This is a genomic window from Flavobacterium segetis (assembly GCF_900129575.1).
Lineage (GTDB): Bacteria > Bacteroidota > Bacteroidia > Flavobacteriales > Flavobacteriaceae > Flavobacterium > Flavobacterium segetis.
This window is the reverse complement of record NZ_FQWE01000005.1, coordinates 23,190-39,134: the sequence shown is the minus strand read 5'-3', so window position 1 is coordinate 39,134 and position 15,945 is coordinate 23,190. Positions and strand designations below refer to the sequence as shown.

Sequence of the window (15,945 nt, the reverse complement as noted above, 5' to 3'; positions counted from 1 at the left end):
TTTTAAGATTGTATAATAAAATTAATTCGCTCTGGTCGTTGCGCTTTATTTAGTTCTAACCTAATGGTAGCTTCATGAATTACTTTTTTCAAGATATTAAAATCACCTGGCTTTCTAATAAAGTAATGGGCACCATTATTGTATAAATTATTTACTACTTCAGGATCTAAGGACGTAGAAAAAATAACAACTGGAATTACGTTAAAAATTGTATGAAGTTTAAGCTCTGTCAAACATTCAAACCCAGATTTTCGGGGCATGTTCAAATCAAGAAATAATATATCGGGTAAATTGTAAGGCTGATTATTTAAAAGCTCCATTAATTGAACACCGTCATTTACAGTATTAAGATTAGCTAAAATAGTTAATTCGTCAAGGGCTTCCTGAAAAAAGAGGCAGTCATCTATATCATCATCAGCAAGCAAAAGATTGATCATTTTTTTTATTTAGTAAAGAGTTCAAATAATAGTAAAAATGAAACAGAAAATTCATTTTGATTTTCAATAAAACTTTAGTTTGACTCAAAAATAATGAAAATAATTATTTAAACCGCTATTCAGTATTTTTTTCCGATTCTCGTTTACCTGAAATCGCTTAGTAGTATTTCAAAAACCCTCAAATTTTGCTGAACTTTTTGGAAAATTGACTTTACTTTCATTTTTGTACAAATGATTTAGAAAATTCACTAATTAATGCATCCATTCTAAAATCAATGACAATCAATAGTGTTTGATTAATCTATTAAAATACAGTAATACTATTACTTTGAAAATTAAGTACTAATATTGAGATTATTAAACTTCAAATTTATACACGTAAAAAATATTTACATAAGTTTTAAGCGATTGTTTGACCTGATTTTGGAAAAAGAGAATGTTCTTATGGAGTTATAGAATATATGAACTTTTATACTGTTTTCATAAACATCTTATTTTTACGCTATATAGTATTCTATCACTCAATTATATTTTTGAAGGAACGATAATGCCTTAAAACACTATTTTTGAATACGTTAATTAAATTACTATTAGTAGTCAATTAAAAATTATGAATATGATTTGATTTGAAAATAAAGTCATATTCATGACATACGCAAGTAAAATAAAATGAAAAAAAATAGTTACGTTAGGGCAAATTTTAAGCATCAGATAATAAATAAGATTTAAATTGGGCACTACATTTTTATTTTTCTTCTTAAATTTGAATAAAGCAGTTATAGTTTTAGTGCTTTTAATAGTAATAATATAGATTTCAAACAATCCAGTTAGTAATCAAACTATCGTTTTTTATGATAAAGAAGGATGAAAAAAATTGATTAGTAAGTTTATTTATTCAAATATATAAAACGCAATTTGCAAATTGCAACACCTGAAATCTTCTACTCATTGTAAATACAACAGTTATGCGCGTTCCCGTTATTCGAAAAAACATCCTATTTACTCCCGATTCTAAGAGAGTCGTAACTCGTTATTTTATGAATGGTAACGAACGAACAAAAACAATGATTAGTAGAATTATGCTTTTAAGTGATAAACAAGTTATCGAAACCTTAGAGCAAACACTTCGTGAATTTGCAAGACGACATAGAAATATTTCAAAAGTCTTTTTTGCTCATTGTAAAAAAATAAAGGGTTTAATAGAAGAAATGCAAATCAATTTTGATGATTTATCACAAGATAGAAAAATGCTAATAGGCTCTTATTGTACAATGGAATATTCTATTGAATCTGCTGCTTTTTTTAATCCTTCTATTGTAGAAGATTTTGATCAATCAGATTTAGAATCGGGAGAAAAAAGAGTTATCATTTCTTTTCGTGCAACTGGTGAAGGTCACATATCATCAATTGTATTTAGGAGAGGGATTTTAGATAAAAATAATGATTTACGTGTAATGAATGTAGGAAAAAACATTGATAAAGCTGAAATTGTAAATAAAGTTTTTTACAACAAACAGCGCTTTCTAAATAAGTTAGAAGAAATGAATACATCCTATAAATATATTGAGTGTATCATGCGCGATTTGCCTGAAGAATTTGAATACGTAGTTTTAAAAGATTTAGTTAATATCGCACTTGCAGATTCCACTATACGACAAGAAAGAAGAACCGCTTTAGAAGAAGTGATTTGGTTAGCCGATTCATTTTATGATTTGGAATTCAAACACGATTCTGATATTACTGAACGTGTAATATTTCCTATTTCTGAATCGGAAAGTCGCGGTATTGAAGATGCACGCTTTGTACGATTTATAGATGACGACGGCTCTGATCGGGTTATGGCAACCTATACCGCTTACAATGGTCATGCAATTTTGCCAAAATTAATTTCAACGGAAGATTTTTATACTTTTAGAGTGATGCCATTGCACGGAGTTGGTGCACAAAATAAAAATCTAGCCTTATTTCCCCGTAAAATTAAAGGTCAATATGCGATGCTTTCAAGGATTGATGGTGTGAATAATTACATTATGTTTTCTGACAGACCCACACAATGGAATCATCCGATGATTCTTCAAGAACCGCGTTATACATGGGAATTCACACAAATTGGAAATTGTGGATCGCCACTTTGGACATCCGACGGTTGGCTTGTAATTACGCATGGAGTTGGAGCAATGAGACGCTATTGTATAGGTGCTTCATTATTTGATCTTGATGACCCTACAAAGGAGATAGGCCGATTGAAAGAGCCTTTACTTTCTCCCCAAGAGGATGAGCGAGAGGGCTATGTGCCGAATGTTGTATATTCCTGCGGTTCAATAATTCATAATAACAGCTTAATTTTACCCTATGCAGTTTCTGATTATTCGTCAACTTATGGTGTTGTTGATTTAGTAGATTTAATATATGCATTAAAAAGAAGCATTTAAAATATAATCTAAAAGCAATTAATAAAAAATAAAAAACCGGTGATAAAAAAAGGAGAAATTACTTTCTCCTTTTTTTATTATTTTGTTTCACAATCTACAGGATCAAACTTATATTTTACACGATCAAAATCAATAGGTTCTCCTTTTACAAAGTGCGAGGCTCCCATTGTTACTTGTATTTGTCCGTTCCCTAAAATCAATTGATTGTCACGTTTTAAAAATGCCATTGGATTTTTTAAAGTTTTTTCTTTATAATCACCTTGTATAAAAGTATAACTTGCAAACAAGGTATCACCCTTAAATTCACCTACAATTTCACCTGTTTTTATTGGCATATTGTCAATTGCCATTACCATATCACCTTTTACTTCACCATCTTTAAAAATATTAATTTTAAGGTTTAATGTGTCTTTTTCATAAATTGCCTTGTAACAGGTAACACTTACTACCTCCTTAGGTTCTTCAACTTTATTAATTTTTTCACTTTCTTTATTCTTACATCCAATAAATACAATGCTGATTAACAGAAAGGAAAAAAGGGTACCATTTTTCATAATGTTTTGATTCGTTAATATATCTTTTTATAATTATCTGAGCTAATTTACAAAGAAAAAACGTTCATAACCACTGATTCTACTTAAAATTTTAAAAATAGCATGAATCTTTAGATCTAATTTTAACTTTTTTACGTAAATGAATTTAGGTGTTCACTCAAAAAGAATTAAAATAATCCAAGAAAGAAAAAAAACTTTTAAACATCTGATAAAGTATATATCTTTAAAAAAAAATAACATGCGTCTCTACCTCTATTTTATTATTTGTGTTTTTTCAATAACAATTAACGCTCAAAGTAGTATCCCCAAAGTGCTAGAGAAACTAAATAATAGAACTGTCCCCTATATATATGTAAAGGAGCTATCCGAGAAAAAAAATCTAGTTTTCTTAGATGCGAGAGAACCAAAAGAATTTAAAGTAAGTCATATTTATGGCTCTATTCCTGTAGGTTTCGATCATTTTAAATCTAAAAATGTAACCAGCAAAATCAAAAATAAGAAAACAACACTAATTGTTTACTGCTCCATTGGCGTAAGAAGTGAAAAAATAGGTGAACGATTACAAAAATTAGGTTATAAAAATGTTTTCAATTTATATGGCGGGATTTTTGAGTATAAAAATTCAGGCGGTAATGTTGTAAATGTTCAAAACAAGGTTACCGATAGCGTACATACCTATAATAAATTATGGAGTGCTTATTTAATAAAAGGAATAAAAGTTTATGAAAAATAGTGCTTTACTTATTTTTACACGAAATCCTGAAATAGGTAAAGTAAAAACAAGGCTTGCAAAATCAATAGGTGATGAAAATGCTTTGACTGTTTACAATGATTTACTCCTTCATACGAGGAATGCAACTCAAAATATAAATTGCGATAAATTTGTCTTTTATGATCGTACAGTACTTAAAGAGGATTTATGGTCAGACTTAGCTTATCAAAAAAAATTACAAAGCGAGGGCGATTTAGGCCAACGAATGCAAAACGCATTTGACTCTCTTTTTGATCTGGGTTATAAATATTGTATTATTGTGGGTAGTGACTTATTCGAATTAACAGAAATAATTATAGAGAATGCTTTTGAAAAATTAAACTCGAATGATGCCGTAATTGGACCCGCTGAAGATGGAGGTTATTATTTATTAGGCCTAAAGAATAAAAATAATGATGTTTTTAAAAATAAAAAATGGGGGACTGAAACCGTTTTTAAAGCGACGATAAAAGATCTAGAAAACAGCAAAGTAGCTATTTTACAAACTTTAAATGATATCGACACTTTTGACGATTTAATACGAAGTTCATATGACTGCACAAAATTAGAACTATAAACCAATTACTTATCAACTAAGTAAAGATTTAAAAAAATGGAAAAATACATCGATATAATATTAAATTCTTATAGTGGCTACTTTAATTATCTAAAAAATGAAATTTTTTATTGGAATTGGGATAACTATTTCTATGGATTAATTGCTATTTCTCTCGGAGTTTGGCTACTCGAAATTATATTCCCCTGGAGAAAAAATCAAGCTGTTTTTAGAAAAGATTTTTGGTTGGATTTATTTTATTTATTTTTTAATTTTTTCTTCCTAAACCTTATTCTTGTCATTGCATTATCTAACATTACTGAACAAATTATCAATGATTTCTTGCTGTTTTTTGGACTTGAATTGACCTCGATACAGTTATTTTCAATATCAAAATTTCCGCAAGCTATTGCATTATTCTTGTTTTTTATTGTCAGCGACTTTATTCAATGGAACGTGCACCGTCTTTTGCATACTATACCTTTTTTATGGAAAATTCATAAAACGCATCACAGTGTCAAGGAGATGGGTTTTGCTGCTCATTTTAGATACAATTGGATGGAACCTCTAGTTTACAAAGTACTACTTTACATTCCAATAATTTTGATAGGCGGTGTGAATCTTAAAGATGTTTTTATTATACATTTTATATCAATAGCAATTGGACATTTAAATCATGCTAATATTGGTTGGGATTACGGTTTTTTAAAATATATCTTTAATAATCCTAAAATGCATATTTGGCACCACAGCAAAAAAATCCCCAATAAAAACGGCGTCAATTTTGGAATTTCATTAAGCATTTGGGATTATATATTCAGAACTAATTATATTCCAAGTGACGGAAGAGATATTGAGCTTGGTTTTAATGATGATGATAAATTTCCAGAGGACTTTGTGAAGCAAGAACTCTTTCCACTAAAATAAGAACAATAGATTAATACACTTGAATTTACTAAAAACTTAAAATAAAATAGCATCATGAAAAAATACTTAATAATTCTTATTCTCTTACCAATAATTTCTCAAGGAAAAAATAAAGAGAGTATAAAAGTTGATCCTACTCCATGTACAATAGAAAATACGGTTGACGACAACATTACCCATAATAGATGGAACACTCTATTACAAAAAAATGTTTCTAAGGATGGAACAGTTAATTACAAAGCTTTTCAAAAAGATAGTAAAGAATTACAATCCTACCTTGAGGAATTATCACTTAAAGTACCAAATAAATCTTGGTCAAAAAATGCCACACTTGCTTACTGGATTAATGCATATAATGCTTTTACAGTAAAATTAATTTTAGACAACATGCCTTTAAAAAGTATTAAAGACATCAGTAATCCTTGGGGGAAAAAATTTATTTCTCTAGCTAATAAAAAATATAGTTTAGAAGAAATAGAGCATGAAATATTGCGTAAAATGGATGAACCTCGCATTCATTTTGCGATCAACTGTGCTTCGTTTTCTTGTCCTAATTTACTTAATAGTGCTTATACAGAAGCAAAATTAGAGCAGCAATTAACCGCGATTTCTAAAAGTTTTGTTAACGATAAATCAAAAAATAGTATTACTGCAAATAAAATTGAAATTTCCAAAATATTTGATTGGTTTGGAGGTGATTTTAAAAAGGATGGCTCTGTCATTGAATTTCTAAATAGATATTCCTCAACTAAAATAAATGCAAGAGCAAAATTAACGTACAAGGATTACAACTGGAGTTTGAATGACTAAATTATCAGTAATAATTCCTATTCTTAATGAAATAAACAATATCAATTCATTATTAGCTCATCTAGAAAATAATGCATTTGATAAAAGATCTTTTGAAATAATAATTGTGGATGGAGGAAGTATTGACGGCTGTAAAGAAGTCATTACAACTTCACCTACAGTTAAGCTCATAGAATCATCCAGAGGAAGAGCTACACAGATGAATGCCGGCGCAATAATAGCTTCATCTGCTATTCTTTATTTTTTACATTGTGATAGTTTGCCGCCACGAAATTTTGATCAAACAATCATTGATAAAGTTGCAGAAGGAAATCTTGCTGGTTGTTTTAGAATGATCTTTGATGATCCTCATCCAGTTTTACGATTCTCACAATGGTTTACACGATTCAATAATAGTTTCTGTCGTGGCGGTGATCAGTCGCTATTTATCACGAATGAATTATTTATTGAAATAGGAGGCTTTGATGAAAATTTCTTAGTTTACGAAGATAATGAAATCATTACAAGACTTTATACTAAAAAGCGCTTTATAGTACTTAATGACTATATTGTTACATCTGCACGCCGATATAGAGAAAATGGGGTATGGCGCTTACAATATCATTTTTTTATCATACATATGAAACGAAAATTAGGACATTCACCTGAAAGTCTCCTTAAATACTATACAAAACATATCGCATGTGGCCACATTGATTCTCAATCTGTAGGTTAACATAGTCGCTTCAATTATTTTTTATTATCATAAATACCTGTAAATCATATATTTAAATATTTATTATAAATATTTTTCATTTACTTAAAACCATATCTAATCTTTTTTCGTAAATCAATTTATAACAAACAAAAACATTTTAATATCATGATTAAAAAACAATTACTATTCATTCTAGCTGTAACAACATTTGGATATGTTAACACAGCTCATTCTCAAAGTCCAATTAGTGGATTTATGCAAGGAAAAGGTAAAGGAAATGTTTCACTTTCCTTCAGTTCAGAAAAGTACGATGAGGTCTATTTTATTCCAGAAAAAGTACAAGGTGTTCCTGTTTTTAATGAAACAAAAATCACAAGCACTTCGATATACGCAACTTACGGAATAAGCAATCAAGTTGACGTGGTTTTAGTACTGCCATACGTTACTGCAAAAGGTAATGCGACTCCAGAAGTATTAATGAACCTAGATTTACAAAACGAAAGAAAAGGTTTCCAAGATGCATCTGTTTTTATAAAATATAGTCCCTTTTATTTTGATTTTGGTTCTTCCTCATTACGTTTGATTGGAGCCTTAGGGTTAAAAACACCCCTTGGTAATTACAAAGTAGAAGAAGGATTTCAGTCTATTATTGCCATTGGAAATAGGAGTACAACAGTAAGTACAACTGGTATGGCAATGTATAAAACGAATTCAGGAATTTTTGCATCAGCTCAGCTTGCAGGAAATTATGCTTCAAATAACGTTCCTAACTCATATGCAACGGAACTTAAAATTGGCTTCGCTGCTAAATCATTCTACGGAGATGCTTTCATCGCTAATCAAAAATCAACTGGCGGAGTAGATATTTTTGGTCCAGGCTTCACAGGTTTTTTTCCTATCACAAAAGTAAATTACACAAAGATAGGTTTAAATTTATACACGCCTATTTACAAAGAATTAGGAGTTTCTGTGGGAGCAAGCACATTAGTCGCTGGTAGAAATATTGGTAATTCGACAGGTTATTACGGTGGTTTAGTTTACAAATTTTAAAAAAAATAAAATGAAAAATATAACAATAAAAAACGCTTTTTTCGCAGCAGCTTTAATGCTAACTATAGTTTCTTGTGATTCAGAATATAAAGATGAAACGCCAAGTATTGCTGGTATTGCAGTAGCTAACCCAAATTTTAGTACTCTTGAAGGAGCAGCAGTACAAGGTGGAGTTGTTGGAGTTCTTAGTAATAGCAATCCTAATGATCCGTCTGGACATTACACTGTTTTTGCACCTACAAACGATGCATTTGCAAGACTAGGTTTAATTAACACAGGAACTTTAGGCGGTTTACAAAATGGATTTTTGACCAATACGCTTCTTTATCATGTTTCTAATGGCGATTTATTAGCTAGTCAAATTTCGAATGGTGGTACATCAAAGTCTGCTTTAGGACCAAACAGACGTTTTATTAGCAGAGGTAACGATTTATACATAAATGGTTCAAAAATTATCTTGACAAATGTTAACGCCAGCAATGGAACGGTTCACGCTATAGATAAGGTAATGATTGCTACTGGAGTAGACATTGTACAATCAGCAATATTGTTACAAACTGCTAAAGTATTTAAAGCTCCAGAACTTACATTCTTAGTTGCAGCGGTTGTGAAGTCTGGTTTAGCACCAGTTTTAGCGGATCCAAATGCTAATTTTACTATCTATGCACCAACAGATGCTGCATTTAAATTGGCAGGCTTTAAAACTGTACAAGACGTCAGTAATGCTCCAGCAGAAGTTTTAGCACAAGTTTTGTTAAATCATGCAATTGCAGGAGGTAAATTTACGTCAGAACAAACTAGTACAACTGTTGTAACAGCAGGTGGTGGATCATTAACTTACAGCCCATTTTTAAACGGTACTTTTACAATTAAAAGTGGTGGAATTACAAAACCGGCGAATATGGTTATTCCAGATATTCAATGTAGTAATGGAATAGTACACGTTATTGACCAAGTTTTAATTCCATAAAAGGTAAATAAACAAAACAGCTATAAAAATTCAATTATAGCTGTTTTATTTTAAAAAATTACTACTGCTTAAATCTTAAGTTATAGTTACTAAGTATTTATCTATCATTAATAAACTAGATCGTTTAAAACTGATAGATAAATGCTTTACTTTCAGTAAGCATTGCTATAATAATCACAGTTTTAAAATCCGTTTTAAAAGATCTAAAAATTTATACTATTTTCTGTATTGACTTTTTAACTAAAAACTATATTTGCGCTAGGGAAAAGACCGCTAAGTATTAAATAGTAAAAAACAAAATGTAGTTTTTTTTCTAGGTGTATTATATGACGCATGATGAAATAAAAATAATTAATAATTTCATTTTAAAAAATATATTTAAGTCTAAAAATCTAATTGATTTTTAGTGTAAGATTAATAAAAAATAAATTAACTATGGAACATATTGTAATCATTGGAAATGGGATTGCAGGGGTTACGCTCGCACTTCATATCAGAAAAAAATCTGAGTCGAAGATTACAATTGTATCTAATGAAAATGAATTTTTCTTTTCAAGAACGGCACTAATGTATGTGTTTATGGGACACATGAAATTTAAACATACACAACCATATGAAAACGATTTTTGGAAAAAAAACAAAATAGATTTAAAGCAAGGCTTAGTTATTAAAGTTGTTCCATCTTCAAAAGAAATTATTTTATCATCCGATGAAAAAATTACATATGATAAATTAGTACTAGCCACAGGATCAATACCTAATAAATATGGATGGCCAGGCGAAAAACTGAATGGTGTGACTGGATTGTATCATAAAAAAGATTTAGAATCTCTAGAAAAATGGGCCAAAAACGCAAATCGAGCAGTTATTATTGGAGGAGGTTTAATTGGTATTGAATTAGCTGAAATGCTCCGAGCTCGTGATATTCAGGTAACTTTTCTTGTTCGCGAAAAAACTTTTTGGGGTGGTGTATTGCCTTTTGGTGAAAGCCAAATGATAAATCGTCATATACTAGAACACAACATTGATTTGAGATTAGATACTAGTTTAGTTGAAATTCTTTCAGATGAGGAGGGAAATGCAAAAGGAATTTTAACCGATAAAGGAGAAATAATAGATTGTGAAATAGTAGGTTTAACAGCTGGTGTCTCGCCCAATATTGACTTTTTGCACAATTCGGGAATAGAACTAGGAAAAGGTGTAAAAGTTAATCGTTTTTTAGAGACAAATATCAAAAACATCTATGCAATTGGTGATTGTGCTGAACAACGTGATGCTATTGGACACAGAACTGCAGTGGAGGCTGTATGGTATACCGGCAGGATGATGGGTGAATCGCTAGCGCAAACATTAATAGGAATGCCCACAAAATATAACCCAGGAAACTGGTTCAATTCTGCTAAGTTTTTAGACATAGAATATCAAACTTACGGATGGGTTTGGGCTAAGCCAAGATTAAATGAAGAACAGTTTTACTGGGAGCATAATTGCGGTAAAAAAGCAATACGAATTTCGTTCGATAAAAATAATCGCACTTTTTTAGGCATAAATACTTTTGGGATAAGAATGCGTCATGAATTTTTTGACATGATTTTGACAAAGAAGCAAACAGTAGATTATGTAATTGAAAATTTAGTAAAAGCTAATTTTGATCCGGAACTTTTTACTTCACATAACAAAGAAATTAAGAAACAATTTTATAACCAATTCGATAGTTTAAAAACTGTATAATATGAATAAATCAGCTAAAAATATATCGATTGCTTCTCATGAAAACATGCAGATGGATGGTATTCAAAAAATAAGTGTTGCACTAGGAATACTGGGTTTGTTCATTATGGCATTAGCACTTTTTAATGTTGCTTTTCCCAGTAAAGAAATTTGGCTCACTATTTCAATAATTGCGATTTTCACAGGTGTAATAACATATGCTAATAGAACCTATTTGCATCAACCTGCAGGAATAAAAAACAATGGAGTTTGGCACAAGAACTTTACTAACAGAGGTAGTTGGGCTTGGATGACAGGAATTTTACTTACCTCTTTTTACGTTGTTTTATATTGGTATCCACAATATTTAGGACTTAACGAAGCTGGAGGAAATAATACCGGAATTGTAGGATTCTTTGATCCTTTAAGTTTTGTTATGAATGGGAAGGCAGCTACTCAATGGTTTGTTTACGGTACATTATATACTGTAGCCATCCTAGGTTTAGGTTATAAATTTATTTTAAAATATAAAAACAACAAATATCAATTAGTACGTACCATATCAGTGATGTTTTTTCAATTAGGTTTTGCTTTTTTAATTCCAGAAATATTAGAAAAACTAAATCCAGAAAAAGCTTATTTTGCCAAAGATTTAAAAAATATGTGGCCACTTAATTACTATTTTTTCAACGATTGGCATTTAAAAAACATGTTTGAAGGTGGGAATTTAGGAATGTTTATGTTAATCTTTGGCGTTGCAATGATTTTCATAATATCTCCTATCCTAACCTATTTTTATGGAAAGAGATGGTACTGTTCTTGGGTTTGTGGTTGCGGTGGTCTAGCAGAAACTGCTGGTGATAGCTTTAGACATCTTTCAAGTAAATCCACTATATCATGGAAAATTGAGCGATGGATGATTCACAGCGTTTTGGTGTTTTCATTTGTTATGACAATAGCAGTGCTATTTACCTTTTTATCTAATAATCCTGAAATGAGTTTTATCACTAAAGGTCAGTTTATCTGGGGTATCGTTATTTTCCTTACCATATTTACAAGTGTTTTGTATATTTTTAAAAGAAAAGATCTAGATACTGATGCCACTTATACGATGCTTTCATTGGTCGCTATAATTATTATATCTTTGCTGCTAAATTATTTTTCTGGACAACAAAACATTCTGTTCATAGACAGCAATTCATTACGAGAATGGTACGGTTTTGCTATTGGAGCTGCATTTAGTGGCGTAGTGGGAGTTGGATTTTATCCTATTTTAGGTAACCGAGTTTGGTGCCGTTTTGGATGTCCAATGGCTGCAATATTAGGATTACAACAACGTTTATTTTCAAGATTTAGAATTACTACAAATGGCGGACAATGTATTTCCTGCGGAAATTGTTCTACCTATTGTGAAATGGGAATTGATGTTCGAAGCTATGCTCAAAAAGGAGAAAACATTGTACGTTCTTCATGTGTGGGTTGTGGCATTTGTTCAGCGGTTTGCCCGCGTGGAGTGTTAAAATTAGAAAATGACTCGCCATCTGGTCGGATAAATTCTAACGAAATTTTGTTAGGAAATAATATTGATTTACTAGATTTAATCACTAACAATAAATAGAAATTTTTAAAATGAAAAAAATTATTTTGGCACTTTGTTTTTTGGCATTACCCTTATTTTCCCAAGCTCAAACAATTGAGCAATTTTTTGAGCAAACAACTGAGTTTTTAAAGAAAAACGTAACTGAAGAAGGTAAAGTAGATTACGCAACAATCAAAAAAAGTCCAGGTGAACTAATTTATATTTTAAGCAATACAGCAAAACTAGATACTAAGTTTAGCGATAAAAAAGTTGCAAAAGCTTTTTGGATTAATGTTTATAATCTGCAAGTTATAAAGGGTGTGATTGATGTTTACCCTATTGCCTCAGTAGAAAAAATTCCAGGTTTTTTTAAAGGTAGTAGTTTCGTTGTAGGTAATCAAGATTTAACGCTTGATGATATTGAAAATGTCATTTTAAGAGATTTATTCTTTGATCCTGCAGTCCATTTCACATTGTCTAGCGGTGCAAATGGTGGAGCTCCTTTACTAAATACAGCCTACATTCCATCTACAATTGATGATCAAATTAAAAATCAAGCTAAATTAGTGATAAATTCTAAGGACTACTTTATAGTTAAAAAGAGCATTAATCTAATTCATTTGCCTAAAATATTTGAATGGTATAAAAAAGATTTTGCAGTCAATTATTTTAATGAAATTGATTTTATAAACTTATTCTTAGAAAAAAAGATCGATAATACCCTGACCGTAAAAACGTACGATTTTGACTGGTCATTAAATCAAAAATAATATTTAAAAACAATAGACCTCTGCTATACTTAAAAATAAAAAATGATTAAAACTATTTTCATATTAATTTTCTTTTATGTTTTGCCAGTTTCTGGTCAAAAAACCTATTTTAAAAATTTTTATGATAACGGAAATTTAAAATCAGAAGGATGGATGTCTGATAATAAAAAAGTAGACTATTGGTTTTATTATTACGGAAATGGCATAAAAAAAGAAGAAGGTCATTATTTAGACGATAAAAAAGCAAAATGGTGGTTAATCTATAATAATATAGGTAAAATCCAAAAAAAAATTGAATATAGAAATAATCTACCTGAAGGACTTTGCATTTTTTATGCGAATGGAAAAATAGTAAAAGCTGCTAGATATAACGCAGGAATAAAAATGAATGAATGGAATTCGATCTCTAGTTATCAGAGGGACAATCCTTGATAAACAGATAATGAATATAATTAAAGTAATTATTCCCGCTTATAATGAAGAAAAAGCGATAGGGAATGTCATAAGTGAAATCCCAAGTTTTGTCTCTGAAATTATTGTAATTAGTAATAATTCCACTGATAATACAGTAGCAGTAGCGCAAAAAGCTGGGGCTACCGTTCTTACAGAAAACAAAATGGGTTACGGATATGCCTGCTTGAAAGGTCTTGATTACATTTCAAAACAAGTCATTAAACCTGAAATAGTAGTTTTTCTTGATGGTGATTATTCAGATTATCCTGAAGAATTGATTAAACTTACCACTCCCATCATAGAGAATAATATTGATTTTGTTATAGGCGCAAGAGTAAGGAAATTGCGTGAAAAATATTCAATGACCACTCAGCAAATTTTTGGAAATTGGTTGGCTACATCCCTAATGAAACTCTTTTTTAATGCTACTTACACTGATTTAGGTCCATTTAGGGCTATAAAATATTCTAAATTAGTAGCGTTAAAAATGGAAGACAAAACGTACGGTTGGACAGTTGAAATGCAACTTAAAGTTTTGAAGCAAAAAATGACCTATCTAGAAATTCCTGTTCGTTATAAAAATAGAATAGGTATTTCAAAAGTTTCAGGTACTGTCAAAGGAACAATTATGGCAGGAGTAAAAATAATAGGATGGATTTTTAAGTATACAATTAAATAAAGTCCTCCGCAATTGGTAAAATAAAAACATGCTACTACTTTCTTATTTTGTTGTAATATTATACAGCATCGCAATCTTTCTATTATTTTTTTATAGTTTAGCCCAATTCAATTTGCTTTTAAATTATTTAAAGAGTAAAAAGATTGAGGATCAATCTATAAAATTTGATCTATCCATACAAAAAGATATTCCTTATGTAACTATCCAGCTTCCTATTTACAATGAAAAATACGTAATTAAGAGATTATTGAATACAATTTCTAAAATAGATTATCCAAGAACACTTTTAGAAATACAAGTTTTAGACGACAGCACAGACGATAGCATTATAGAAACTGCAGCTCTAATATCAAAAATTGCCGAGACAGGAATTGACATAAAACATATTAAAAGAAGCGATAGAAAAGGATACAAAGCTGGTGCCTTAAAAGAAGGTTTGATAATTGCAAAAGGTGATTTTATTGCTATTTTCGATGCTGATTTTGTCCCACAAAAAGATTGGCTTTATCAAACAATACCATATTTTAAAAATCCTAAAATCGGAGTTGTTCAAACGCGCTGGGGACATTTAAATCGTGATTATTCAATATTAACTAAAATTCAGGCCTTTGCATTAGATGCTCACTTTACTTTAGAACAGGTTGGTAGAAATTCAAAATTACATTTTATAAATTTTAACGGTACGGCGGGCGTTTGGAGGAAAGAATGTATAATCGATGCTGGTAATTGGGAAAGCGATACACTAACTGAGGATCTCGATTTAAGCTATAGAGCACAACTAAAGAAATGGGAGTTTAAGTACTTAGAAAATGTTGTTACACCTGCGGAACTTCCAGCAATAATAAGTGCTGCTCGTTCGCAACAATTTAGATGGAATAAAGGAGGAGCTGAAAATTTTAGTAAGAATGCAAGTAGAGTAATTGAGTCAAAATCTATTGGATTTAAGACTAAAGCACACGGCATTTTACATTTATTAAATAGTACCATGTTTTTAGCGATTTTTACAATGGCTATGCTAAGTGTACCAATGCTTTATATAAAAAATCAGTTTCCTGTATTTGAAAAAGTATTTGACATATTAATATTTTTTATCATTACATCTATTCTATTTTTTATCAGCTATTGGACAACCTACAAAAGTATTCATGGTGGTGGTTTTAAAAATTTTTTAAAATATATTTCCTTATTCATGACATTCTATACTATTGCAATGGGGTTCTCATTCCATAATACCGTAGCCGTCCTAGAAGGTTTATGGGGTAAAAAAAGTGAATTTGTTAGAACTCCAAAACTTAATATTGAAGGACTTAAAGAAAAATGGAAGCAAAATACTTACTTAACAAAGACTATTTCAAAAAATATTTTTGTTGAAGGAACACTAGTTATTTATTTTTTGTTTGCTATTTACAGCGCATTTATCTTAAAAGATTATAGTTTACTTGCATTACATTTAATGTTATTCCTTGGTTTTACTTTTGTATTTGTAAAATCAGTGCAAACAAATAGATGAGTTTTGTGAATTCAAATAGCACCAAGTCTTACGCCTTTCTTTTACTAAGTGTATTGATTT

16 protein-coding genes are annotated in these 15,945 nt (G+C 30.3%); 14 read left to right on the top strand and 2 right to left on the bottom strand.

Annotation, left to right across the window (positions count from 1 at the left end):
* Window positions 1–2: 2 nt before the first annotated feature.
* Window positions 3–437, bottom strand: coding sequence for a response regulator (locus BUA99_RS08325; protein ID WP_072990736.1), 435 nt, complete (start codon window positions 435–437; stop codon window positions 3–5).
* Between the two features lie 965 nt (window positions 438–1,402).
* Here BUA99_RS08325 and BUA99_RS08320 point away from each other — a divergent pair.
* Entirely contained in the window at window positions 1,403–2,869 is a 1,467-nt protein-coding gene (locus BUA99_RS08320) for a glycoside hydrolase family 130 protein (RefSeq protein ID WP_072990732.1), read from the top strand.
* 77 nt (window positions 2,870–2,946) lie between these two features.
* Here BUA99_RS08320 and BUA99_RS08315 read toward each other — a convergent pair whose 3' ends face one another.
* Window positions 2,947–3,423: a hypothetical protein gene (locus BUA99_RS08315; protein ID WP_072990729.1), complete on the bottom strand. Its 477-nt coding sequence runs from the start codon at window positions 3,421–3,423 to the stop codon at window positions 2,947–2,949.
* 238 nt (window positions 3,424–3,661) lie between these two features.
* On the opposite strand from BUA99_RS08315, the gene BUA99_RS08310 reads away from it, so the two are divergent.
* From BUA99_RS08310 to BUA99_RS08250, 13 genes are all read left to right on the top strand, one after another.
* On the top strand, window positions 3,662–4,156 hold the full coding sequence (locus BUA99_RS08310; protein WP_072991440.1) for a rhodanese-like domain-containing protein: 495 nt from the start codon (window positions 3,662–3,664) through the stop codon (window positions 4,154–4,156).
* On the top strand, window positions 4,146–4,751 hold the full coding sequence (locus tag BUA99_RS08305; RefSeq protein WP_072990726.1) for a TIGR04282 family arsenosugar biosynthesis glycosyltransferase: 606 nt from the start codon (window positions 4,146–4,148) through the stop codon (window positions 4,749–4,751). The genes BUA99_RS08310 and BUA99_RS08305 overlap by 11 nt, the downstream gene beginning before the upstream one ends.
* Window positions 4,752–4,787: 36 nt before the next feature.
* Complete coding sequence (locus BUA99_RS08300) at window positions 4,788–5,657, top strand: sterol desaturase family protein (RefSeq protein ID WP_072990723.1); 870 nt, start codon at window positions 4,788–4,790, stop codon at window positions 5,655–5,657.
* A 54-nt stretch (window positions 5,658–5,711) separates the two neighbouring features.
* Window positions 5,712–6,467, top strand: a complete 756-nt coding sequence (locus BUA99_RS08295) for a DUF547 domain-containing protein (RefSeq protein ID WP_072990720.1) — start codon at window positions 5,712–5,714, stop codon at window positions 6,465–6,467.
* Window positions 6,460–7,182: a TIGR04283 family arsenosugar biosynthesis glycosyltransferase gene (locus BUA99_RS08290; protein WP_072990718.1), complete on the top strand. Its 723-nt coding sequence runs from the start codon at window positions 6,460–6,462 to the stop codon at window positions 7,180–7,182. The genes BUA99_RS08295 and BUA99_RS08290 overlap by 8 nt, the downstream gene beginning before the upstream one ends.
* A gap of 147 nt (window positions 7,183–7,329) precedes the next feature.
* Window positions 7,330–8,214 carry a hypothetical protein gene (locus tag BUA99_RS08285; protein WP_072990715.1) on the top strand — a complete coding sequence of 295 codons (885 nt, stop codon included), beginning with the start codon at window positions 7,330–7,332 and terminating at the stop codon, window positions 8,212–8,214.
* 10 nt (window positions 8,215–8,224) lie between these two features.
* Window positions 8,225–9,184: a fasciclin domain-containing protein gene (locus tag BUA99_RS08280; protein WP_072990712.1), complete on the top strand. Its 960-nt coding sequence runs from the start codon at window positions 8,225–8,227 to the stop codon at window positions 9,182–9,184.
* A 435-nt stretch (window positions 9,185–9,619) separates the two neighbouring features.
* Entirely contained in the window at window positions 9,620–10,915 is a 1,296-nt protein-coding gene (locus BUA99_RS08275) for an NAD(P)/FAD-dependent oxidoreductase (protein ID WP_072990710.1), read from the top strand.
* 1 nt (window position 10,916) lies between these two features.
* The gene (locus BUA99_RS08270; RefSeq protein WP_072990707.1) at window positions 10,917–12,512 is read left to right on the top strand and encodes a 4Fe-4S binding protein; all 1,596 of its coding nucleotides are present in this window, start codon (window positions 10,917–10,919) and stop codon (window positions 12,510–12,512) included.
* An 11-nt stretch (window positions 12,513–12,523) separates the two neighbouring features.
* Window positions 12,524–13,243 (top strand): DUF547 domain-containing protein, encoded by a 720-nt coding sequence (locus tag BUA99_RS08265; RefSeq protein ID WP_084673505.1) that lies wholly within the window; start codon window positions 12,524–12,526, stop codon window positions 13,241–13,243.
* Window positions 13,244–13,285: 42 nt separating this feature from the next.
* Window positions 13,286–13,675: a toxin-antitoxin system YwqK family antitoxin gene (locus BUA99_RS08260; protein ID WP_072990704.1), complete on the top strand. Its 390-nt coding sequence runs from the start codon at window positions 13,286–13,288 to the stop codon at window positions 13,673–13,675.
* Window positions 13,676–13,685: 10 nt separating this feature from the next.
* Window positions 13,686–14,375 (top strand): glycosyltransferase family 2 protein, encoded by a 690-nt coding sequence (locus tag BUA99_RS08255; RefSeq protein ID WP_072990701.1) that lies wholly within the window; start codon window positions 13,686–13,688, stop codon window positions 14,373–14,375.
* A gap of 28 nt (window positions 14,376–14,403) precedes the next feature.
* Window positions 14,404–15,885: a cellulose synthase family protein gene (locus BUA99_RS08250; protein WP_072990698.1), complete on the top strand. Its 1,482-nt coding sequence runs from the start codon at window positions 14,404–14,406 to the stop codon at window positions 15,883–15,885.
* Window positions 15,886–15,945 lie beyond the last annotated feature (60 nt).

Excerpts from the sequence above, each read along its gene's own strand:
- BUA99_RS08325 (WP_072990736.1), bottom strand. The coding sequence starts at position 437 with ATGATCAATCTTTTGCTTGCTGATGATGATATAGATGACTGCCTCTTT.
- BUA99_RS08320 (WP_072990732.1), top strand. The coding sequence starts at position 1,403 with ATGCGCGTTCCCGTTATTCGAAAAAACATCCTATTTACTCCCGATTCT.
- BUA99_RS08315 (WP_072990729.1), bottom strand. The coding sequence starts at position 3,423 with ATGAAAAATGGTACCCTTTTTTCCTTTCTGTTAATCAGCATTGTATTT.
- BUA99_RS08310 (WP_072991440.1), top strand. The coding sequence starts at position 3,662 with ATGCGTCTCTACCTCTATTTTATTATTTGTGTTTTTTCAATAACAATT.
- BUA99_RS08305 (WP_072990726.1), top strand. The coding sequence starts at position 4,146 with ATGAAAAATAGTGCTTTACTTATTTTTACACGAAATCCTGAAATAGGT.
- BUA99_RS08300 (WP_072990723.1), top strand. The coding sequence starts at position 4,788 with ATGGAAAAATACATCGATATAATATTAAATTCTTATAGTGGCTACTTT.
- BUA99_RS08295 (WP_072990720.1), top strand. The coding sequence starts at position 5,712 with ATGAAAAAATACTTAATAATTCTTATTCTCTTACCAATAATTTCTCAA.
- BUA99_RS08290 (WP_072990718.1), top strand. The coding sequence starts at position 6,460 with ATGACTAAATTATCAGTAATAATTCCTATTCTTAATGAAATAAACAAT.
- BUA99_RS08285 (WP_072990715.1), top strand. The coding sequence starts at position 7,330 with ATGATTAAAAAACAATTACTATTCATTCTAGCTGTAACAACATTTGGA.
- BUA99_RS08280 (WP_072990712.1), top strand. The coding sequence starts at position 8,225 with ATGAAAAATATAACAATAAAAAACGCTTTTTTCGCAGCAGCTTTAATG.
- BUA99_RS08275 (WP_072990710.1), top strand. The coding sequence starts at position 9,620 with ATGGAACATATTGTAATCATTGGAAATGGGATTGCAGGGGTTACGCTC.
- BUA99_RS08270 (WP_072990707.1), top strand. The coding sequence starts at position 10,917 with ATGAATAAATCAGCTAAAAATATATCGATTGCTTCTCATGAAAACATG.
- BUA99_RS08265 (WP_084673505.1), top strand. The coding sequence starts at position 12,524 with ATGAAAAAAATTATTTTGGCACTTTGTTTTTTGGCATTACCCTTATTT.
- BUA99_RS08260 (WP_072990704.1), top strand. The coding sequence starts at position 13,286 with ATGATTAAAACTATTTTCATATTAATTTTCTTTTATGTTTTGCCAGTT.
- BUA99_RS08255 (WP_072990701.1), top strand. The coding sequence starts at position 13,686 with ATGAATATAATTAAAGTAATTATTCCCGCTTATAATGAAGAAAAAGCG.
- BUA99_RS08250 (WP_072990698.1), top strand. The coding sequence starts at position 14,404 with ATGCTACTACTTTCTTATTTTGTTGTAATATTATACAGCATCGCAATC.